Below are 20,784 nucleotides of genomic sequence, written 5' to 3' on the forward strand. Positions count from 1 at the left end.
GTTGACGAACGGGACAAACTGGTACGGTCTGCGTAAATGGTCCGGCGTATGGTCGAGCGCGGGTGGAATCGTGGGGATTCACCCTCGGATGGTCAGCCGCTTGATTACCCTGAGGAAGGGCCGTCTGTCTGGGCTCTTTCGGGCTTGTCTGAGCCAGAGGATCGGGCCACGTAGGAAGGGCGGTGTCAAGTGGATCGTTGCGCGCTGTTCGTGGACGCCGGTTACCTGCTGGCCGACGGCGCGATGGCGGTGCACGGAACCCGCCACCGCGAGGCGGTCTCCTGGGATTACCCGGGGCTGCTCCAACTGCTCAACAAGCTGTCGAGAGAGCGCACCGGCCTGCCGCTGCTCCGCTGTTACTGGTACGAGGCGACAGTGGAGGGCCGGCGCACTCCCGAGCACGACACGCTGGCCGACATCCCCGGCCTCAAGCTCCGCCTGTCGCGCATCCGCCCCGGCCGCCGTGAGGGCGTCGACGCTCAGGTCCACCGTGACCTGATGACGCTGGCCCGCAACGGCGCGGTCTGCGACGCGGTCGTGGTCAGCGGCGACGAGGACCTGGCGCAGGTCGTCTGCGACGCCCAGGATCTCGGCGTCCGGGTCACCGTGGTGCACATCAGCGCCGACGGCAGCTGGGCCGTCTCCCGCACGCTGCGCCAGGAGTGCGACGACCTGATCGAGATCGGGGCCGGCCAGCTGCGGCCCCACGTCAGCCTGATCGGCGACGAGGCACCGCCCCAGGCGGTCAACGGCCATCAGCACGGCACCAACGGCCGCTCCGTCACAGCCCGCGGCAGCAACGGCTCCCCGGTCACCAGTCCCGTCCCCGCGGTCCAGACACCCCGCGCGGCCCACGCCCAGCACGCGCTGCCGTCGGCCTATTCGAGCTACACCCAGGAGTCGCCGGTCACCCCGGCCACCCCAATCGCCCCGCCACTCCAGACGCCCCCACTCCAGACGCCGCCACTGCAGACGCCGCCACTCCAGGCGCCCCCACTCCCGCACGCCTCCGCGCCGCCGCACGCCGCCAACGGTTCGACCGGCCCGCTGCCGCCGGCCCCGCAGTACTCGCTGGGCAACACCGGCGGCATGCCGAGCTACCAGGCGTCGCAGATGGGTGCCTACACCGGCCCTCAACCGGCCCCCGTGCCCATGCAGAGCGCCGGAACCGGTGCCGCGACGACCCTTTCCGACGCGGTGAAGGCCGCGCACAAGGAAGGCCACGACTTCGGCGAGTCCGTCGCCAAGGACGCGCCCGCCCTGTGGCTGGAGGCGGTCCTCGCCCGCAAGCCCCGGATGCCCTCCGACCTGGAGGCACGTCTGCTCCAGGGCTCCTCCCTGCCGATCGACTTCCTGCTGCACGACGAGGTCCGCCATGCCCTGCGCCGTGGCTTCTGGGACGCCCTGGAGCGCGCCCGCCGTTGAGGCGGGCCGGATCGAATCCGCGCGTCGGAAACGCCCGGCCGCGCTGTCGGGGAACGCCCGTCAGATGAGGGCGTCGAAGCCGGCGCGCAGGTGGTTGAGGCGATTGGCCAGGTCCGACACCGGGCCCGCGAGGCTGGAATCGCCGTTCCTGCGAGCCAGCTCGGCGACCCGGGAGAGCACGTCCTCGACCGCGGTCAGGCGCTTGGACAGCTCGGGCAGCACGGTCGCCTGGTCGGCCGCCTCACCGGGCGGCAGCTCCGTGCCGAGGCGTTCGCGGAGCATGACGGCCTGCTCCGCCAGCCTGCGGTTCATGTTGTAGAGCTCCACGAACACCGCGACCTTGGCCCGAAGCACCCAGGGGTCGAAGGGCTTGGTGAGGTAGTCGACGGCGCCCGCCGCGTAGCTGCGGAAGGCGTAGTCGGGCGCGCTGTCGACCACGGTCAGGAAGATGATCGGGATGTTGCGGGTGCGCTCGCGGCGCTTGATGTGGGCCGCCGTCTCGAACCCGTCCATGCCCGGCATGCGGACGTCGAGCAGGATCAGCGCGAACTCCGTGCCGAGCAGGGCCTTCAGCGCCTCCTCCCCCGACTTCGCCCGGACCGGTATCAGATCGAGCGAGCTGAGGATGGCTTCCAGCGCGATCAGGTTCTCCTCCCGGTCGTCCACCAGGAGGATCTTGGCTCTGTCCGGCATCGGTCACACGCCTTCGTTGGAGTCGCCGGCCGGCTTGCCCCTGGTCAGCCAGCCGCGTAGCCGTTCCAGCAGACGGTCGACGTCCACCGGCTTGGGCACGTAGTCGGAGGCGCCGGATGCGATGCTCTTCTCCCGGTCGCCTCGCATGACCTTAGCGGTCAGCGCGATGATCGGCAGGTCCGCGAACTGGGGCATCCGGCGGATCGCGGAGGTGGTGGCCCAGCCGTCCATCTCCGGCATCATGATGTCCATCAGGACGAGGGCGACGTCCTCGTTGCGTTCCAGCTGCTCGATGCCCTCGCGGCCGTTCTCCGCGTAGATCACCGTGGAGCCGTAGCGTTCGAGCACGCTGGTCAGGGCGAACACGTTGCGGATGTCGTCGTCCACGATCAGGATCTTCGCCCCGGTCAGCGGGTCGTCGCCCTTCCACGGCTTACCCTCGACCTGCGGGAAGTGCGGCAGGGGCATGTCGTCGCCCCGGGTCAGTTCCGGCAGGTCGTCGGAGCCTTCGAGCACGCCGATGAGCGCCCGGTTGCGGGGAGAGGCGCTGGGGGCGCTCGCCCCGCCGTCGCGTGAGGCCAGCGGGCCGCCGTAGGACGGCGGTAGGTAGAGGGTGAAGGTGCTGCCCTCGCCGACCTTGCTGACCACGTGGATCTCACCGCCGAGCAGGCGGGCGATCTCGCGGCAGATGGACAGGCCCAGACCCGTCCCGCCGTACTTCCGGCTGGTGGTGCCGTCGGCCTGGCGGAACGCCTCGAAGATGACCTCCAGCTTGTCGGAGGCGATACCGATGCCGGTGTCGACCACCTCGAAGGCCAGGATGCCGTCGGCGCCGCGCAGAGTGTCGTCCACGAAGGCGACGGAGCGACCGGCGTGGATCACGTGCAGCCGTACCTCACCCTTGGGGGTGAACTTGATCGCGTTGGAGAGCAGGTTGCGCAGCACCTGCTGGAGACGTTGCTCGTCGGTGCGGAGCTCCTGCGGTATCGACGGGTCGACCTCGACGGTGAACGACAGGCCCTTGTCCTGGGCCAGCGGGGCGAAGGTGGCCTCGAAGTAGTCGACGAGCTTGGGCAGGGAGATCTGCTGGGGATGGATGTCCATCCGCCCCGCCTCGACCTTCGACAGGTCGAGGATGTCGTTGATCAGCTGGAGCAGGGCCGAGCCGGCGCCGTGGATCGTCCTGGCGAACTCCACCTGCTGGGCGGTGAGGTTGCCGTCGGCGTTCTCGGTGAGCAGCTTGGCCAGCACGAGGAGGCTGTTCAGCGGGGTGCGCAGCTCGTGGGACATGTTGGCGAGGAACTCGGACTTGTAGCGCGAGGAGACCGCGAGCTGCTCGGCACGCTCCTCCAGGGTGCGCCGGGCCTGCTCGATCTGGAAGTTCTGGATCTCGATGGCCCGGTTCTGCTTGGCCAGCAGCGCCGCCTTGTCCTCCAGTTCGGCGTTGGAGCGGCGCAGCTCCTCCTGCTGGCGTTGGAGCTCGTCGGAACGCTCTCGTAGCTCGGTGGTCAGGCGCTGCGACTCGGTCAGCAGGTCCTCGGTACGGGAGTTGGCGATGATCGTGTTCATCGTGACACCGATGGTCTCGACGAGCTGGTTCAGGAAGTCGTGGTGGATCTCGCTGAACTCGCTGAACGAGGCCAGTTCCAGTACGCCGAGCACCTGGGTCTCGAACAGGACCGGCAGCACGACGATCTGCGCGGGTGTGGAGGTGCTGAGGCCGGTGCCGACGGTCAGGTAGCGGGCGGGCACGTTGCCGAGGATGATCCCCCTGCCCTCCAGCGCGGCCTGGCCCACGATGCCCTCGCCGGTGGCGAACCGCTGCCGAGGACCCTTGCCGGGACGTATGCCGTATCCGGCGATGAGGTGCAGGTCGTGGTCGCCGGTGGGTTCGGCGAGGTAGAAGGCGCCGTAGTGAGCCGACACCAGCGGGGTCAGCTCGCTCATGATGAGCTTGGCGACCTCCATCAGGTCGCGATGGCCCTGCATGAGGCGGGAGATCCTCGCCAGGTTGGACTTCAGCCAGTCCTGCTCCTGGTTGGCGGTGGTGGTGTCGCGCAGCACCGCCACCATCATGTTGATGTTGTCCTTCAGCTCGCCGATCTCACCCTCGGCGTCGACGGTGATGGAGCGGGTCAGGTCGCCGGTGGCGACGGCGGTGGTGACCTCGGCGATGGCGCGCACCTGGGTGGTGAGGCGCGCGGCGAGCTCGTTGACGTTCTCGGTGAGGCGCTTCCAGATGCCCTCGGCGCCCTCGACGCGGGCCTGGCCGCCGAGCTGGCCCTCCGAGCCGACCTCGCGGGCGACCCGGGTGACCTCGGAGGCGAAGGAGGACAGCTGGTCGACCATGGTGTTCATCGTGGTCTTCAGGGCGAGGATCTCGCCCTGGGCGTTCACGTCGATCTTGCGGGTCAGGTTGCCGGACGCGACGGCGGTGGTGACCTCGGCGATGTTGCGGACCTGGTAGGTCAGGTTGTTGGCCATGGAGTTGACGTTGTCGGTGAGGTCCTTCCAGACGCCGGAGACGCCGCGGACCCGGGCCTGGCCGCCGAGCTGGCCCTCGGTGCCGACCTCGCGGGCGACCCGGGTGACCTCGTCGGCGAACATCGACAGCTGGTCGACCATGGTGTTGAGCGTGTCCTTGAGCTGGAGGATCTCGCCCTGGGCGTCAGCGGTGATCTTCTTGGACAGGTTGCCCTGGGCCACCGCGGTGGACACCGCGGCGATCTGACGCACCTGGGTGGTCAGGTTGTTGGCCATCACGTTGACGTTGTCGGTGAGGTCCTTCCAGGTGCCGGAGACGCCGGGCACCTGGGCCTGGCCGCCGAGCTGGCCCTCCGAGCCGACCTCGCGGGCGACCCGGCTCACCTCGGAGGCGAAGGAGGACAGCTGGTCGACCATGGTGTTGATCGTGGTCTTCAGGGCGAGGATCTCGCCCTGGGCGTTCACGTCGATCTTGCGGGTCAGGTCGCCGTTGGCGACGGCGGTGGTGACCTCGGCGATGTTGCGGACCTGGTAGGTCAGGTTGTTGGCCATGGAGTTGACGTTGTCGGTGAGGTCCTTCCAGACGCCGGAGACGCCGCGGACCCGGGCCTGGCCGCCGAGCTGGCCCTCGGTGCCGACCTCGCGGGCGACCCGGGTGACCTCGTCGGCGAACATCGACAGCTGGTCGACCATGGTGTTGAGCGTGTCCTTGAGCTGGAGGATCTCGCCCTGGGCGTCAGCGGTGATCTTCTTGGACAGGTCGCCCTGGGCCACCGCGGTGGACACCGCGGCGATCGCGCGGACCTGGGTGGTCAGGTTGCCCGCCATCACGTTGACGTTGTCGGTGAGGTCCTTCCAGACGCCGGAGACGCCGCGCACCTGGGCCTGGCCGCCGAGCTGGCCCTCGGTGCCGACCTCGCGGGCGACCCGGGTGACCTCCTCGGCGAACGCCAGCAGCTGGTCGACCATCGTGTTGACGGTGTTCTTCAGCTCGAACATCTCGCCGACCGCGTCGACGGTGACCTTGCGGCTCAGGTCGCCCCGCGCGACCCCGGTGGTCACCGCCGCGATGTCGCGGACCTGCGCCGAGACGCGGCTGGACATGGTGTTGACGGCCTCGGTGAGGTCGCGCCAGCTTCCCGCCATGCCGCGCACCTGTGCCTGGCCGCCGAGCTGGCCCTCGGTGCCGACCTCGCGGGCGACCCGGGTGACCTCGGAGGTGAACATCGACAGCTGGTCGACCATGCCGTTGATCGCCTTGCCGAGGCGGCGCACCTCACCTCTGGCAGCGCGGTCGAGGTCGATCCGGCGGGACAGGTCACCCTTGGCCACCGCGTCGATCACGTCCGCCGCCCCGCTGACCGGGCCGACGAGCGCTTCGATCAGCGAGTTGACCGAATCGACGCTCTCCGCCCACGAGCCCACGCCGGGACCGGGGCTGAGGCGCTCGGCGAAGCGGCCCTCCTTCACCACCTCGCGGCGGACCCTGTGCAGCTCGTTGGCCAGATGCTCACGGCGGTCGGCCACTTCGTTGAGCAGCAGCCGGATCTCGCTGAGGATTCCCGGCGGGGCGTGTGGCACCCGGCGGCGGAAATCGCCGTCGCGCCAGGTGATCAGCGTCTGCAGGATCGGTCGTAGGTCCGATTCGCTGTAACGTCGCTCCTCGACGTCGGGCACGGTGTTGACCGTGGTCATATGACCTCCTTGACTCCCGGGGGCGCAGCCGCGAGTCACCCCAGTCTGTCACGGTGCGCATTGTGTAGTCCCACCTTCGATTCACCCCATGTCAACGGGAAGTGTGGTAGTCACGGAACAGTGACCAGTGCTCCTCGCGCCGTCCTGGCAGCGACCTTCGCCCCGGGACACACGGCCGTCCCCGCCGTCAGGCGGTTCACCATAGAGGTGATGACCGCCTGGGCCGCCGCGCCCGTGCTGGCGGCCGCCGAGCGGCTGGCTGCCGAGCTGTCGTCGCAGGTGACCGACGTCTCTTTCGAGGTCGTCTGGAGCCATCTGGGGGACGGGCTGCAGATCGAGGTGCGCCGGCGGCGGGCCCCCGAACCGAGCCCCGTGGCTCCGTCCGTACCGGTGGAGGAGTGGGGTGTCACCTTCGCCGGTCAGCAGTGCACGCACTGGGCCAGGCTCCGGCTGCCCGGCTCCTCCGGGCGGCCGTCCTCGGAGTGGACCGCCGAGGAGCCCAGCCGCGGGCCTATCTGGATGGGTTTTCTCGCCGACGCCAGCGACCTGCTGGCGGGCACCCTCGATCCTGACATGGTGCCCGCGATCATCTCGCAGATCGTGGTGCCGAGGCTGGCCACCTGGTGCGCCGTCTACACATGGAGCAACGGCGGCGGCCCGCAGCGTCCAGCCTACCTTTGGCACACCGATGAGCGGCGCATCGACGAACTCCGGGAGGAGCTCGCCGCCGTCCAGATCCCGCAGACCGGGGGTTCCATGCAGCTCGCCGACTCGCAGGTGCTGATCATCCCGCTTCTCGCGCGCGGGCGCACGCTGGGGGCGATGTGCCTTGGACGGCCCGACCGGTTCACCGAGGACGTGCTCCAGTACGCCGAGGACATCGGCCGGCGTGCCGCCCTCGCCCTGGACAACGCCCTGCTGTACGCCACCCAGGCGGCGGCCAACCGGGCGCTCCAGCGCAGCCTGCTCCCTCCCGACGAGCCGGGTGAGATCCCCGGCCTCGACTACGCGGTGGTCTACGAGCCCGCGGGGGAGACCAACGAGGTCGGCGGCGACTTCTACGACCTGTTCGCGGCCGGTGACAAGTCCTGGCGGTTCGCGGTGGGCGACGTCTGCGGGACCGGTCCCGAGGCCGCCGCGGTCACCGGCCTGGCCCGCCACACCCTGCGCCTGCTCGCCCGGGAGGGGTACGGTGTGGCCGCCGTCCTCGACCGCCTCAACCAGGCCATCCTTGAGGAGGGCGACCGCGCCCGTTTCCTGACGCTGCTGCACGGGGAGATCACGCCCGTGCCGAGCGGCCTGAACGTGTCGATGGTCTCCGCAGGCCACCCGGAGGCGCTGCGGTTGCGGCCCAGCGGCGCCGTGGAGACGGTGGTGACCTCCCAGCCGCTGCTCGGCGTCTTCCCCGAGGCGACCTTCAAGGCGGAGGTCGTCCACCTCGACCCCGGTGACGTGCTCCTCGCGGTGACCGACGGGGTCACCGAGCGCCGCAGGGACGGGCGGCTGCTCGACGACGAAGCGGGCCTGGCCAAGCTGCTCGCCGAGTGCGCGGGCCTGTCGGCGCGGGCGGTTGCGGAGCGGATCCGCCGCGCCGTCCAGGACTTCGCCCCCGAGCCGAGTGCCGACGACATGGCGATCGTGGTCCTGCGAGCACGCTGACAGGGGTCGTGGTCCTGCGAGCACGCTGACAGGGCCTGACCGCACCGTCCTGTGGATCTCTTGCCCACCGCGATCGGTCACCGCGGCACGCCGTGGTTCCCTCCGCTCGCGAGGCACCGTCCGACCGGTCCTCGCCACGGCGAGGTCCGCCGGGCAGGCGTTAGATGTCGGTCTTCACGTGTCTGCGGGCGAAGTCCAGCTGCGCCGACATCTGCGCGATGCGCTCGGAGACGACCAGTGAGCCGTGGCCCGCGTCGTAGCGGTAGACCTCGTGCTCATGGTCGCGCCCGGCGAGCCTGGCCACGTACGCCTCGATCTGCCCGATCGGGCAGATCGGGTCGTTCTCTCCGGCGAGGATCAGCAGCGGCGCCTCGACCTGGTCGACGTAGGTGATCGGCGAGCTGCCCGTGTATCGCTCCGGCTGCTCCTCGGGTGAGCCGCCGAGCAGCGCGCGGTGGTAGGAGCGCAGTGCCTCCGGCTCCTCCGCGTAGGTGGCCGCGTGGTCGGCGATCGGCACCGTGGCGATGCCCGCCGCCCACATCTTGGGCTGGGTGCCCAGGCCGAGCAGCGTGAGGTAGCCGCCCCAGGAGGCACCGGACAGCACCAGCCTGTCGGGGTCGCAGACGCCGCGGTCGACCATGGCGTCCCTGACGGCGGCCACGTCGGCCAGTTCGATGTGCCCGACGTCGCCGCTGAGGGCGTTTCGCCACTTCGAGCCGTACCCGGTGGAGCCCCGGTAGTTGACCCGTACGACCGCGAAGCCGAGGTCCACCCAGGCGGCCACCTGTGGCACGAAGGAGTCGTCGTCCTGCGAGGTGGGCCCACCGTGCAGGAGGAAGACCGTGGGGAAGGGGCCGGAGCCGCGCTCGGGGCGCGAGACCAGGGCGTGGATGCGGCCGCCGGGACCCTCCACGTCCACGTCCTCGACCGGGACCGACGGCGGTGAGGTGGGGCCGCCGTGGTTCATCACCACGTGACCGCTGGTTGACCGGATCAGAGGCGGGTGGGCACCACTGGACCAGGAGTACTCGACGGAGCCGTCGGGGCGGGGCGCGGCGGCGTCGATCACGCCGTGCTGGGTCTCGATCGGGAAGAACCCGCCGCCGGGAAGGTCGTAGCGGCTCAGGTGGGTGCGGCCGCGGTTGCCCCGCACGACGAGCAGCGAACGGCCGTCGCCGTACCAGTCGGCGGTGATCTCTCCCGCGTCACGCAGCCAGATCTCCCGCTGGTCGCCGGTTTCCGGATCCCAGACGAGGGGTTCGCGGCGGCCCCTGCGCTCGTGCAGGGTGAGCAGCCTGCGGTCTCCGGACAGCGGTGCGAAGCGCAGGCCGGAGACCCCCTTGCCGGGACCGTCGTACAGGTCGCCGACGACCTGGCCGCCGCGCCGGAGCACGCGCAGCGCGGGGTGCCGGGCGTCACCGTGCTCGCTGTGGCTGATCGCGATCAGCGAGCCGTCCAGGGAGACGGCGGAGACGGCGGCGGCCTCGGCGTGCTCGTAGATCGTCCGAGCGGGCTCACCCGGTCTGACGAGATGGACGGTGAAGCCACGGCCGGGCCTGGCCATGCCGACGACCGCCTCACCCGTCGCCGATAGCCCGATTCCGGAGGGGAAACCGGGGGCGAGGTCGATCGGCTCGTCGGGGCCGCCGTAGAAGGGCTGGCGCATCCACCGGCCCCACTCGTCGCCGTCGGTGTCGTCGAACCACCAGATCCACTGTCCGGTGGGGTCGAGCGCCCCGTACCGGGTGCCCTTGGGGCGTGAGGTCACCTGGCGGGCTGAGCCGCCCGCGCGGTCCCAGGCGTAGACCTCCCACGCCCCCGAGGCGTTGCTGCGGTAGACGGACCGGCTGGGAGCCTGGACCGCCCACACGGGCAGCGTCGCGCGCGGCGCGCGGAACCTGGACTGCCAGCGTTCCTCCGCCTTCATAGAGCGCTTCCCTCCGTCAAGGCGTCAGCTTCACGCGTTCAGTCGCGGGCTCGCCGGATTGCGGTCCAGTATGTCGTCTTCAACGGGTAATTGCTTGAGTAATGTCCGGGAATTTCGGACTAAAAGTCACATCAGTAACAGGTGTCCCGAAGGTAGCTGTCAAGCACACAGCTTGCTCAGAGGCGGCGCTTAAAGATAGACATACGGAAAGAGGCCTCTACAAGGCTCATTTCAGGAAGTTCCTGGATTTTTCTCCACATAACTTCCTTATCCGTGTGCCAGGCGCTGGGCCCCATTCCCACGACCGCCCTGACCGCATCGTGCCCCAGAGTCATCTCGAACTCATGGGTGCTCCGGCCGGTCTCGACGAAGTGTTCGCTCAGGCTCTCCGCCATCCGTCGCTCCTTCGACTCGTCCACCGACAGGAGTCCTAGCCGCTCCACCAGTGGCACGAGGTGCCGCGAGGTGGGTGTGACCACGACAAGCTCACCGTCACTCCTGAGAACTCGGGCAAACTCTGCCCCATTTCTTGGGGCAAACACATTCAGAAGCACATCTATCGTGTCACCTCTCAGCGGCAGCGGCCTCCAGACGTCGGCCACCACCGCCCCCAGCCGGGGGTGCGCCCGTGCGGCCCGTCTGATCGCGTGCTTGGAGACGTCCAGCGCCACTCCGACGGCCCCCGGCAGCTCGTCGAGCACCCGCGCCAGGTAGTGGCCCGTCCCGGCCCCGGCGTCCGCCACCGCCTTCGCGCAGGGAGGGCAGGCGCCGGCGATCGCTTCGGCGAGGGGGGCGTAGTGCCCGGCGCCGAGGAAGACGTCCCTGGCCGCCACCATGGCCGCGCTGTCGGCCGTCCCCGGCACCCGCGACCCGGTCAGCAGGCTGACGTATCCCTGCCTGGCCACGTCGAAGCCGTGCCCCAGGGCGCACCCGAGGACCCGGTCGTGAAGGGCCAGGGCACCTCCGCAGACCGGGCAGGCGAGGTGTTCGACGACATCGTCCAGCATCGCTCCATCATCTCGCGTTCCGCCGCAGTCGAATTGTCATGAAATGTCCCTACGATGCGAGCAACGTCCCCATGAGGGGGCAGGCACCACCCGATCGAACAGGAGAGCGGATGCTTCACCAGCCGATAACGGTCGCAGGGGTCGAGGTGTTCCCGCTGTGCGACGGGGTGGGGCCGATGGGCGACTCGATCCGGCGCCCGATACGGGAGATGTTCCCCGGTGGCCGCCACGGTGAGACGGACGAGTGGATCCTGCACTTCCACTGCTACCTGCTGCGCGACGCGGCGGGCCGTACGGTGCTCGTGGACACGGGCATCGGCCCCGGCGACTCGCCCGCGTCGAGCTGGGCGCCGGTGCCCGGCGCACTGGGCGCGGAGCTGGCCCGGGTGGGAACGGCCCCCGAGGAGGTGGACGCGGTGGTCATTACGCACCTGCACAGCGACCACGCGAGCGGGGCGGTGATCGCGGGGGCACCGGTCTTCCCCAACGCCCGGTACGTCCTGCAACGCGCGGAGATCGACGCGGTGGCCGAGGCGGTCCTGGATCACGTCGTCCGGCCGCTGGGCGAGCGGGTGCAGCGCGTGGACGGCGGTGCGGAGGTGCTGCCCGGCATCCGGGTGCTGCTCGCGCCGGGGCACACCCCCGGCCATCAGGTCGTCCAGGTCGGCGATCTGGTGCTGACCGGCGACGTGGTGCTGCATCCGGTGCAGCTGGAGAACCCGCGGGTGACCTACCTCTACGACGACGACCCCGAGCTGGCCGCGGCCACGCGAGTGGAGCTGCTCGATCGGGTCAGGGCGGAACGGGGAATGATCGGCACCGCCCACTTCGCCGAGCCCTTCACCCGGATCGTCTGACGGGAGACAGCCGGGCGCGGGGTCCCTTACCCGCTCGCCGGGCCGCCGGTATCAGCGGCGCGGGTAGCGGATGAGCAGGCCGACGTGGACGTCCTGGTCGCCGAGGGCGGCGTACGTGTGCGGAACGTCCGACCGCCAGGAGATGTGCTCGCCGGGACCGGCCCGCAGGGGAGCGTCGGCCGGTCCCGCGCTGAGCGTGCCGGCGAAGACGGTCACATGTTCGGTGACGCCCCCGTGGTGGGCGGGCGAGACCTGTGGCGCCCCCGGGCGGATCACCAGCCGGTAGAGCTCGTAGGTGACCTCCTCGTCCTCGAAGACCTGGAGCAGCGTTCCCTCCACGGCGGTTCCGTGGATGACGGGGGGCCGGCTCCCGCCGGGGGTGGTGTCCGAACCATCCGGCGCCGGTGTGCCGAAGGCCATGGCCAGGGGGACGCCGAGCTCGGCGGTGATGCGCTGGAGGGTTTCCAGCGTGGGGTTGCGGGTGCCGTTCTCCAGGCCGGAGAGCGTGGCCTTGCCGACACCGGCGCCGCGGGCGAGGGCGGACAGGGAGATACCGCGCTCTTCACGCAGCCGGCGGATCCGCCGCCCGATGTCGGCCATGCCGCCGTCCACGGCGGGGCGAGGGCGTTGTGCTTCGGAGTCCATGAGGCTATCGTGCAGCACCGGACCCGTTCCGTTTACGGAACGGTCGGCACCCCCTCGGCACCCCCTCGGCACTCCTTCGGCACCCCCTCGTGTGAGGACCAACAGATGACACGCCTGCTTCAACCCGTGCTGGCCGGGATGGTCACCGCGGTGGTCGGTTTCGCCGGCTCCTTCGCCGTGGTCCTGGCCGGGCTCGGGGCCGTGGGCGCCGACCAGCGACAGGCGGCGTCAGGGCTGCTCGCGCTCTGCGTGGTCAGCGGCATGGTGGCCATCTGGCTGGGAGTGCGGCAGCGCGTCCCGATCGTCATCGCCTGGTCCACGCCCGGGGTGGCGCTACTGGTCGCGACCGGCCCCGTGGAGGGCGGTTTTCCCGTCGCGGTCGGCGCGTTCGCGGTCTCAGGGCTCCTCCTCACCGCGGCCGGGCTCTTCCCCACCCTGGGCCGATGGATCGCGTCCATCCCCACCCCGATCGCCGGTGCCATGCTCGCCGGGGTCCTGCTCGACCTGTGCGTCGCGCCGGTCAGGGCGCTCGCCGAGGTACCGCTGATGGCCGGTCCCGCCGTTCTCGCCTGGGCGCTGCTGAGCAGGTTCGCCCGAGGGTGGGCGATCCCGGTGGCCCTCCTCGTCGCCGTCGCGGCGATCGCCCTGACCGGGCCGGGGCCGGGAGCGGTGGACGTGCGGCCGGTGGTGGAGGTGACTACCCCGTCCTGGAGCGCCCAGGCGCTGGTCGGCATCGCGCTCCCGCTGTTCCTGGTCACCATGGCCTCGCAGAACGTGCCGGGCATGGCGGTCCTCGCCGGGTACGGCTACCATCCCCCGCTGCGGGGGATCCTCGTCTCCACCGGTCTGGCGAGCACGCTGGGGGCTCCGCTGGGCGGCCACGCGGTGAACCTGGCGGCGATCAGCGCCGCCCTGGCCGCCGGGCCCGACGCCGACCCCGACCCGGCCCGCCGGTGGATCGCCTCGGTCAGCGCGGGCGCCTCGATGATCGTCCTAGGGATCGCCTCGGGGCCGGCCGCGGCGCTCGTCCTGCTCTCTCCGTCGTCGCTCATCGAGGCCGTCGCAGGTCTCGCCCTGCTCGGCGCGTTCGTCTCGGCCATCGCCTCCGCCGTCGCCGACCCCGAGGGCAGGCAGGCCGCTGCCGTCACCTTCGTGGTCACCGCCTCGGGGCTGACACTCCTGGGCGTCGGCGCAGCCTTCTGGGGGCTCGTGGCCGGTGGCCTCATGACGGTCCTGCACCGCCGCCGGAAATCCCCTGAGACTCCGCCGGACACGACCATGGCGAACGGTGACGGCCCGGATGCACCTCAGCCGGAGCGGCCAGTGGGCCGTCCCGGCTGAGGGGAGATGTGACTAGTGGCGGTCCGAGCGCCCGTGGCGACCGGCCACGAGCTGGTCGGTGGAGGACTGGTGGGGCACCTCGACCCGGGGGTGGGGCGCGGTGTCCTCGGCGCGGTCGTCGACGCCGTCGCGGTCACGGTCACGGTCGGCCGCGGGAGCCGCGGGAGCCGTGGCGGCGGCGAGAGTCCTGGAGGCGGCGGGGGTCGCTTCGAGCTTTCGCTCCAGCTCCCGCTTCTCCTCCTCCAGGCGGGTGACACGGTCACGAGCCTCCGCACGCGAGGCACGGAGCCTGCGACGGTGCGAGGACGAGCGCCGCATCCCGGCGAACATGATTCCCAGGCCGAGCAGGAGAACCGCCCCCGTGGCCACACCCGCGAAGAAGAGCTCCAGCTGGGTGAGCTGGATCACGCGGTCGAACACCGTGAAGGTCGCGGTGGTGGTCGATGCCGCGGTCTCGTCCCAGGAGACCGCGATCACGGTCGCACTCGCGAGTACGACCAAGAGAAGTCCCAGCACTATCATGTGAGCTCACCTCAGGCTTCGGCTGTTGTGGTAGGCGCCGCTGCCCCGGGCGGCCGGGATTATTCATCCGGAACCCCGCGTTCGCCGGGGAATATGACGGACAGGCCGCCGGAAGAGGCCGCGAACGAGGTCGTCGCCGGGGAGGCTGACACGAGGTCCGCGAATGTGATCCACCGGGGATTCCGGACTCGCTGTCGCGGGTCTAGGGTGGGCGCACATGGAGCGCACCCGCCTGTATCGCAACGGGGTTCTGGAAGCCGAGGGTTTCCCCATCGACGACGTCTCCGAACACGTGGGAGACAGCTCGGCCGTCGTCTGGTTCGACCTCTGCTCCCCCACCCAGGCGGACCTGGCGAAGATCAGCGAGGAGCTGGGTCTGCATCCCCTGGCCGTCGAGGACGCGGTCCACAGCGGGCAGCGCCCCAAGCTCGACACCTACGACAGTCACCTGTTCATCACCGCCTACGCGGCGAAGCTCACGGAGGAGGGGATCCACTTCGTCGAGGTTTCGATCTTCGTGACCAAGAACGCGCTGGTCACCGTGAGGGAGAGCCCCGAGTTCGACATCGACGAGGTGATCAGGCGCTGGGACGTCAACGCCGACATGGCCAAGTTCGGGGCGCCCTACCTGCTCTACGGCCTGCTTGACCACGTCGTGGACGGTTACTTCGACGTCCTCCAGGTGGTGGACGACCGGATCGAGGAACTGGAGGACGATCTCTTCGGGGACAACTCCCGGGACATGCAGCACATCCAGCGCCGGACCTTCGAGACGCACAAGAAGCTGGTGCGCTTCCGGCGGCTGGCGGTGCCGATGCGCGAGATCGTGGGCAGTCTGCTGCGCAGGGGGGAGGACGTCATGGACCGCGGTCTGACCCCGTACTACCAGGACGTCTACGACCACACGTTGCGTACCGCGGAGTGGAGCGAGTCCCTGCGGGACCTGGTGGGCAACGTCCGCGAGGCCCACGTGAACCAGCAGGGGTTCCGGCTCAACGACATCATGAAGAAGATCACGAGCTGGGCGGCGATCATCGCGGTGCCCACGATGATCACCGGTTTCTACGGGCAGAACGTGCCCTACCCGAGCTTCGGGCAGTCACTCGGGTTCTGGACGTCCACGGCTTTGATCGTCGTGGGCACCCTCCTGCTCTACCGGGCGTTCCGGAAGCGCAACTGGCTCTGAGCCCCCGCCGGGACCCACGGTCCCGCGTCCATTGGCCGGGCGCGTGACCGGTCGGACATCGCTCACCGTAGCCTGGCCATGGAAAGGGGCCGGCCGTCAGGGCGCCGGCCCCGGCCCGGCATCCGGCAGGGATCCGGCGATCGGAACAGGACGAGCTGCATGGTACGAGGACGGCTGCCCATCTTCCCGTGGACGCGAACCGCGACCGCGCCCCTGGAGGGCCCGTGACGCGCATCCTCGTCGTCGACGACGAGCCCCAGCTCCTGCGGGCGCTGCGGATCAACCTGGTCGCCCGCCGGTACGAGGTGGCCGTGGCCTCCGACGGCGCCGCCGCCCTGCGCCAGGCCGCGGATTGGCACCCCGACCTGGTCGTGCTCGATCTCGGCCTACCCGACATGGACGGGGTGGACGTCATCCACGGGTTGCGCGGCTGGAGCACCATCCCGATCATCGTGCTGTCCGGCCGGGTCGAGGGCCACGACAAGGTGGAGGCCCTGGACGCAGGCGCGGACGACTACATCATCAAGCCGTTCGGCGTCGACGAGTTGCTCGCCCGGATCCGCGCGGTGTCGCGACGCACCTCGGTCCCCGAGGAGGAGCAGGCCCGGTTGGTGATCGGCGAGCACGAGGTGGACCTGGCGGGCAAGACCGTCTCGGGTGGCGTGCGGCTGACCCCCACCGAGTGGCGCCTGCTGGAGATACTGGTCCGCAACCCCGGCAAGCTCATCACCCAGCGCCGCCTGCTGAACGACGTCTGGGGCGCCTCGTACCACAAGGAGACCAACTACCTGCGCCAGTACATGGCCCAGATACGCAAGAAACTGGAGCGCGACCCCGCACACCCGGTCCATCTGCTCACCGAACCCGGCATGGGCTACCGTTTCCTGCCCTGACCGGTCCGGTCTCAACCCGCGGACACCCCCGTAGATCGGCCGGGGACCGCTAGGGGCCGAGGTGGATACGGAGAGGTGTCAGGAGGTTTCGACCACGACCCGGCCGACGAATCCGATCGGCAGGCGACTGGTGCGGACGGTCTCCACGTGGACGTGATGTCCGGGGAACGCGGCACGGGCGGCGGTCTCGGCCCGGCGCAGCGCGAACCGGAAGTCGTAGATCCAGATACGGCCGCCGGGGCGGAGAACCCGGCGCAGCTCGCGCAGCCCCGTGGCGACGTCCGGCCAGTGGTGCTGGCTCATGCTGGAGACGATCAGGTCGAAGTCACCGTCGGGGTAGGGGAGGTCGGCGACATCGCCCACGGTGAAGTCGACCCGGCCGGTTAGGCCGGCCTCCGCCGCGTTCCGCCGGGCGCGGTCGATCATCTCAGCGGACAGATCGAGGCCCTCGACCCGCAGCCCCGGCAGGGCCCGGGCGATCGCGAGGGGGACCCGCCCAGGGCCGGTGCCCACGTCGAGCACCCTGGTTCCCCCGGCGGGCGTCGCCGACACGACGTCGGTCGTGACCTTGGCGTAGAGGGAACGGAATCCCCGGCTGATGAGCCGGTCGTAGAGGCCGTCGTGGTGGAAGAGGCCGAACAGGCTCGCACGGGCACGATGGATGGCACGCATGGCACTCTCCTATAGTTGCAAAGCACAACTGTGTGCCGTCGAGCATAGGACAGATAGTTGTACAGTACAACTCATGAAGGGGCGTTCCCCGACGACGAGCTGCGCCACCTGCTGAAGCTGCTGGTCAGGGCAGGGGGCCTGCTCGAACCGCATGACTACGGCGGCCTGCGTGTCTCCCTGTCGGAGGTGTTCGCCCTCGGCGAGCTCGCCGAGGGCGGGACGCTCTCCCAGGGGGAGCTGGCCACTCGCCTGAGCCTGGAGAAGAGCACCGTGAGCCGTCTGGCCGCAGGCATGGAGCGGCGGGGGTGGTTGTCGCGGGAGCGCGACCCGGCCAACCGTCGCTTCTACCGCCTCCGCCTCACCCCTGACGGATGGGCCGTCGTCGAGCAGGTCGGCGCCGACCTGCGCACCAAGCACGCCGAGCTGTTCGCGAGCCTCACCGCCGACGAGCGTGCGGGTCTCATTCTCGGCCTGGCCGGCCTGGCCCGTGCTCTCAAGGGCGGGGACTAGCCGGACTCCCTGATCACGAGCCGGGTCGGGAGGATCACCGGGGCGGCGATGACCCGGCACGGCTGCGGCCGGCCTCCGGGCGCGCATCGTGCATCCGCGCCCGGAGGCCGGCTGCGGATGCACGATGCGCGGCGACTTCTACGCGAGCCTGCCGACCGCGCCGCAGGTCACCTTGCCGGCCGGCCGGCCCCCGTGCTCCTGCTGATCGCCGCGTCCAGCGGGCAGGAGTGTTCGTACCAACCTCCGTGATGTCCTCCTGATCTGTGAAAAGTAACTATAAGTTTTTGCTGCGCAACTTAAAGTAATGGCACTAGCCTGCCTACCGGCGAGAGACTGACGGAGGTGGGGACATGCTGGCGGAAGGCGGGGTGGCCGTGGTCACCGGTGCGGCACAGGGCATCGGCGAGGCGGTGGCGCGAGCCCTGACGGTGGCGGGCACACGTGTCGCCGCGCTCGACGTGAACGTCGAGCGGGTCGAGCAGGTCGCCGCCGGGCTCGGCACCGCTGTCGCCTACCCCTGCCAGGTCGCCGACAGCGCCGCCGTCGACGACGTCGTCGCGAGGGTCGAGGCCGATCTCGGCCCGATCGAGCTGCTCGTCAACGTGGCCGGAGTGCTCTGCTCGGGGTCGGCAGTCGCCATCAGCGACGACGACTGGGCCCGGACCTTCGCCGTCAACACCGGCGGGGTCTTCCACCTGTCCCGCGCGGTCGCCCGCCGGATGATCCCTCGCAGGTCCGGGGCGATCGTCACCGTCGGTTCCAACGCCGCGGGCGTGCCGCGGATGAACATGTCGGCCTACGCGGCCTCCAAGGCGGCGGCCGCGCAGTTCACCAAGTGCCTCGGCCTGGAGCTGGCGCCGTACGGCATCCGTTGCAACGTGGTGTCGCCCGGTTCCACCGACACTCCCATGCAGCGCGCCCTGTGGACCGGAGACCACGACGCGCGGACGGCCATCGACGGATCGTCGGCCACCTTCCGGGTGGGCATCCCCCTCGGCCGGCTGGCCGACCCCGAGGACATCGCGAACGCCGTCCTCTTCCTGGCCTCCGACCACGCCAGGCACATAACCATGCAGGACCTGTACGTCGACGGGGGCGCCACGCTCCGGTAGCGGCGCGGTCCCCTTCCGTCGCGATCCCCTCTCAGCCCGGCCTCCTTCCAGCGCGGTCCCCTTCCGTCGCGATCCCCTCTCAGCCCGGCCTCCTTCCAGCGCGGTCCCCTTCCGTCGCGATCCCCTCTCAGCCCGGCCTCCTTCCAGCGCGATTCCCTCCCAACGCGGTCTCCTTCCAGCGCGATCCCCTCCCATTCCCGGACCCCTCCCGACAGGAGAGCTTTCCACCATGTCGCCGAACGACGCCCTCACCATGCCCCGAATGCCGGACCTTCTGGAGGACTACGAACCCGGCACCTTCTTCTTCACCTCACCGACCCGGACCCTGCTCGCCAGGGGGGTGTGCCAGGAGGTCCCGGATTCGAGGGCGACGAGCCTGCGAGATCGCGTCGCCTCCGCCCTGCGGGACGCCCAGAGGTCAGGCCACCCCAACCCCGTGGTGGTGGGCGCGATCCCCTTCCGCGACGACCGGCCCACCCGCCTGCTGGTGCCCGCCGCCGTCTGCTGGACGAGCCCACCGGCCGGTCCACCCGCCGGCCCCGAGCAGGTCACGGGCACGTTCACCGGATTCGGCCCGGTTCCCGACCCCGGCGACTACATGCGCGGTGTGGAGAAGGCGCTGGCCAAGCTGACCGCCGGAGAGCTCAAGAAGATCGTGCTGGCCCGCGCCCTGGACGTCACCCTGGGCGCCCCCGTCGACGTCGGGCGTGTGCTGCGCAACCTCGTCCGGCGTGACCCGCAGGCCTACGGTTACGCGGTCGACCTGCCGTCGAGCACCGCCACCACCCGCACGCTGCTGGGGGCCAGCCCCGAGCTGCTCGTCTCCCGTTCCGGCCGCCAGATCACCACGAACCCGCTGGCCGGGTCCGTACCCCGTCACCCGGACCCTGTCATCGACCGTGAACGGGCCCGCGCCCTGCTCACCTCCGACAAGGATCTCCGCGAGCACGCCCTGGTGATCGAGAGCATCGTGGAGGCCCTGCGCCCGTACTGCCGGGAACTCTCGGTACCTGCCGGGCCCTCACCGCTGTCCACCGCCTCCATGTGGCATCTGTCGACCCGGATCACCGGCGTGCTCGACGACCCGGCGGTCACGTCGCTGGAGCTGGCCATGATGCTGCACCCCACCCCCGCCGTCTGCGGCACCCCCGCGAGCGCCGCGCGCCAGGCCATCGAGGAGATCGAGCCGTTCGACCGCGGCCTGTACGCCGGCCTGGTCGGGTGGGGTGACGCGACGGGCGACGGCGAATGGGTCGTGACCATCCGCTGTGCCGAGGTCGCCGACCAGACCCTGAGGCTGTTCGCCGGTGCGGGAATCGTCGCCGGTTCGGTGCCGGAGACCGAGCTCGCCGAGACCACCGCCAAGTTCCAGACCATGCTCCGCGCCGTCGGCCTGGACCAGGACCGCTGACCCACCGTCTGGCCCACCGTCGTAGGAAAGGAGACAGTGCCCGTGGCCCTTCCCCAGATCGCCTCCTACCCGCTGCCGGGAGAAGGCGATCTTCCTGAGAACCGGGTGGCCTGGCGCCCTGATCCGCGCCGAGCCATCCTGCTGGTCCATGACATGCAGAACTACTTCCTCGCACCCTTCGCCGCCGGTGCCTCACCGCTGACCGGGCTCATCGACAACATCGGCCTGTTGCGCGAGGCCTGCGCCGGGCTGGGGGTCCCGGTCGTCTACTCGATGCAGCCCGGCGGCCAGAGCAGCCATCAGCGCGGCCTGCTCCAGGACTTCTGGGGCTCGGGCATCCCCGGTTCGCAGGAGAGTGAGATCGTCGCGAGCCTCCTTCCCGCGGCGGCCGACATCCTGCTCACCAAGTGGCGCTACAGCGCCTTCTGCAGGACCGACCTGCGCGCCCGGATGGACGCCATGGGCCGTGACCAGATCATCGTCTGCGGTGTCTACGCCCACATCGGCTGCCTCATGACCGCCTGCGACGCCTTCATGCAGGACCTGCAGCCGTTCCTGGTGGCCGACGCCGTCGCCGACTTCTCCTGGGAACACCACACCATGGCCCTCGCCTACGCCGCCCAGCGCTGCGCGGTCACGGCCGTCACCCGCGGCCTGCTGCGCGGGTGGGATCCCGCGCGGCAGGCCGCCGAGATGGTCGGCGGTGGGTAGCCGACCGCCGGAACCCGCTTCGCGAGGCCGCGCC

17 protein-coding genes are annotated in these 20,784 nt (G+C 70.3%); 10 read left to right on the forward strand and 7 right to left on the reverse strand.

Annotated elements, in window-relative coordinates; all coding sequences use genetic code 11:
• The first annotated feature begins 189 nt into the window (after positions 1-189).
• On the forward strand, positions 190-1,425 hold the full coding sequence (locus OG884_RS17960) for an NYN domain-containing protein (protein ID WP_326646507.1): 1,236 nt from the start codon (positions 190-192) through the stop codon (positions 1,423-1,425).
• 60 nt (positions 1,426-1,485) lie between these two features.
• Here OG884_RS17960 and OG884_RS17965 read toward each other — a convergent pair whose 3' ends face one another.
• Entirely contained in the window at positions 1,486-2,118 is a 633-nt protein-coding gene (locus OG884_RS17965; protein WP_326646508.1) for a response regulator, read from the reverse strand.
• A gap of 3 nt (positions 2,119-2,121) precedes the next feature.
• The gene (locus OG884_RS17970; protein WP_326646509.1) at positions 2,122-6,297 is read right to left on the reverse strand and encodes a HAMP domain-containing protein; all 4,176 of its coding nucleotides are present in this window, start codon (positions 6,295-6,297) and stop codon (positions 2,122-2,124) included.
• Positions 6,298-6,417: 120 nt separating this feature from the next.
• Here OG884_RS17970 and OG884_RS17975 point away from each other — a divergent pair, with 120 nt between their 5' ends.
• Positions 6,418-7,956, forward strand: a complete 1,539-nt coding sequence (locus OG884_RS17975) for a PP2C family protein-serine/threonine phosphatase (protein WP_326646510.1) — start codon at positions 6,418-6,420, stop codon at positions 7,954-7,956.
• Between the two features lie 160 nt (positions 7,957-8,116).
• On the opposite strand, the gene OG884_RS17980 is transcribed toward OG884_RS17975, so the two are convergent.
• Together OG884_RS17980 and OG884_RS17985 are read right to left on the reverse strand one after the other, a co-directional pair.
• Positions 8,117-9,883, reverse strand: coding sequence for a S9 family peptidase (locus OG884_RS17980; RefSeq protein WP_326646511.1), 1,767 nt, complete (start codon positions 9,881-9,883; stop codon positions 8,117-8,119).
• 176 nt (positions 9,884-10,059) lie between these two features.
• Entirely contained in the window at positions 10,060-10,890 is an 831-nt protein-coding gene (locus OG884_RS17985; RefSeq protein WP_326646512.1) for a putative RNA methyltransferase, read from the reverse strand.
• Positions 10,891-11,000: 110 nt separating this feature from the next.
• Between OG884_RS17985 and OG884_RS17990 the strand changes: the two genes are divergently transcribed.
• On the forward strand, positions 11,001-11,747 hold the full coding sequence (locus tag OG884_RS17990; RefSeq protein ID WP_326646513.1) for an MBL fold metallo-hydrolase: 747 nt from the start codon (positions 11,001-11,003) through the stop codon (positions 11,745-11,747).
• Between the two features lie 51 nt (positions 11,748-11,798).
• Here OG884_RS17990 and OG884_RS17995 read toward each other — a convergent pair whose 3' ends face one another.
• Complete coding sequence (locus tag OG884_RS17995; protein WP_326646514.1) at positions 11,799-12,392, reverse strand: XRE family transcriptional regulator; 594 nt, start codon at positions 12,390-12,392, stop codon at positions 11,799-11,801.
• A 105-nt stretch (positions 12,393-12,497) separates the two neighbouring features.
• Here OG884_RS17995 and OG884_RS18000 point away from each other — a divergent pair, with 105 nt between their 5' ends.
• A complete protein-coding gene (locus OG884_RS18000) occupies positions 12,498-13,733 on the forward strand; it encodes a benzoate/H(+) symporter BenE family transporter (RefSeq protein ID WP_326646515.1) in 1,236 nt (411 codons plus the stop codon).
• Positions 13,734-13,745: 12 nt separating this feature from the next.
• Here OG884_RS18000 and OG884_RS18005 read toward each other — a convergent pair whose 3' ends face one another.
• Positions 13,746-14,255: a hypothetical protein gene (locus OG884_RS18005; protein WP_326646516.1), complete on the reverse strand. Its 510-nt coding sequence runs from the start codon at positions 14,253-14,255 to the stop codon at positions 13,746-13,748.
• Positions 14,256-14,472: 217 nt separating this feature from the next.
• Here OG884_RS18005 and OG884_RS18010 point away from each other — a divergent pair, with 217 nt between their 5' ends.
• Both OG884_RS18010 and OG884_RS18015 read left to right on the forward strand, forming a co-directional pair.
• Positions 14,473-15,441 carry a magnesium transporter CorA family protein gene (locus OG884_RS18010; protein WP_326646517.1) on the forward strand — a complete coding sequence of 323 codons (969 nt, stop codon included), beginning with the start codon at positions 14,473-14,475 and terminating at the stop codon, positions 15,439-15,441.
• 224 nt (positions 15,442-15,665) lie between these two features.
• A complete protein-coding gene (locus OG884_RS18015) occupies positions 15,666-16,334 on the forward strand; it encodes a response regulator (RefSeq protein ID WP_326646519.1) in 669 nt (222 codons plus the stop codon).
• A gap of 78 nt (positions 16,335-16,412) precedes the next feature.
• Here OG884_RS18015 and OG884_RS18020 read toward each other — a convergent pair whose 3' ends face one another.
• Positions 16,413-17,006 (reverse strand): class I SAM-dependent methyltransferase, encoded by a 594-nt coding sequence (locus OG884_RS18020; RefSeq protein WP_326646521.1) that lies wholly within the window; start codon positions 17,004-17,006, stop codon positions 16,413-16,415.
• Between the two features lie 57 nt (positions 17,007-17,063).
• Here OG884_RS18020 and OG884_RS18025 point away from each other — a divergent pair, with 57 nt between their 5' ends.
• The 4 genes from OG884_RS18025 (at position 17,064) to OG884_RS18040 (ending at position 20,750) form a co-directional block, all read left to right on the forward strand.
• The gene (locus OG884_RS18025; RefSeq protein ID WP_326646523.1) at positions 17,064-17,516 is read left to right on the forward strand and encodes a MarR family winged helix-turn-helix transcriptional regulator; all 453 of its coding nucleotides are present in this window, start codon (positions 17,064-17,066) and stop codon (positions 17,514-17,516) included.
• Between the two features lie 350 nt (positions 17,517-17,866).
• Positions 17,867-18,628 (forward strand): 2,3-dihydro-2,3-dihydroxybenzoate dehydrogenase, encoded by a 762-nt coding sequence (locus OG884_RS18030; protein ID WP_326646524.1) that lies wholly within the window; start codon positions 17,867-17,869, stop codon positions 18,626-18,628.
• 262 nt (positions 18,629-18,890) lie between these two features.
• On the forward strand, positions 18,891-20,039 hold the full coding sequence (dhbC, locus tag OG884_RS18035) for an isochorismate synthase DhbC (protein ID WP_326646525.1): 1,149 nt from the start codon (positions 18,891-18,893) through the stop codon (positions 20,037-20,039).
• A gap of 42 nt (positions 20,040-20,081) precedes the next feature.
• Positions 20,082-20,750 carry an isochorismatase family protein gene (locus OG884_RS18040; RefSeq protein WP_326646526.1) on the forward strand — a complete coding sequence of 223 codons (669 nt, stop codon included), beginning with the start codon at positions 20,082-20,084 and terminating at the stop codon, positions 20,748-20,750.
• Positions 20,751-20,784 lie beyond the last annotated feature (34 nt).

It is taken from the genome of Streptosporangium sp. NBC_01755 (assembly GCF_035917995.1).
GTDB lineage: Bacteria > Actinomycetota > Actinomycetes > Streptosporangiales > Streptosporangiaceae > Streptosporangium.

Bases quoted from the DNA above. Each gene is read 5' to 3' on its own strand.
- OG884_RS17970 (WP_326646509.1), bottom strand. From the start codon at position 6,297: ATGACCACGGTCAACACCGTGCCCGACGTCGAGGAGCGACGTTACAGC.
- OG884_RS18020 (WP_326646521.1), bottom strand. From the start codon at position 17,006: ATGCGTGCCATCCATCGTGCCCGTGCGAGCCTGTTCGGCCTCTTCCAC.
- OG884_RS18005 (WP_326646516.1), bottom strand. From the start codon at position 14,255: ATGATAGTGCTGGGACTTCTCTTGGTCGTACTCGCGAGTGCGACCGTG.
- dhbC (WP_326646525.1), top strand. From the start codon at position 18,891: ATGCCGGACCTTCTGGAGGACTACGAACCCGGCACCTTCTTCTTCACC.
- OG884_RS18030 (WP_326646524.1), top strand. From the start codon at position 17,867: ATGCTGGCGGAAGGCGGGGTGGCCGTGGTCACCGGTGCGGCACAGGGC.
- OG884_RS17965 (WP_326646508.1), bottom strand. From the start codon at position 2,118: ATGCCGGACAGAGCCAAGATCCTCCTGGTGGACGACCGGGAGGAGAAC.
- OG884_RS17985 (WP_326646512.1), bottom strand. From the start codon at position 10,890: ATGCTGGACGATGTCGTCGAACACCTCGCCTGCCCGGTCTGCGGAGGT.
- OG884_RS17980 (WP_326646511.1), bottom strand. From the start codon at position 9,883: ATGAAGGCGGAGGAACGCTGGCAGTCCAGGTTCCGCGCGCCGCGCGCG.
- OG884_RS17990 (WP_326646513.1), top strand. From the start codon at position 11,001: ATGCTTCACCAGCCGATAACGGTCGCAGGGGTCGAGGTGTTCCCGCTG.
- OG884_RS17995 (WP_326646514.1), bottom strand. From the start codon at position 12,392: ATGGACTCCGAAGCACAACGCCCTCGCCCCGCCGTGGACGGCGGCATG.
- OG884_RS18000 (WP_326646515.1), top strand. From the start codon at position 12,498: ATGACACGCCTGCTTCAACCCGTGCTGGCCGGGATGGTCACCGCGGTG.
- OG884_RS18010 (WP_326646517.1), top strand. From the start codon at position 14,473: ATGGAGCGCACCCGCCTGTATCGCAACGGGGTTCTGGAAGCCGAGGGT.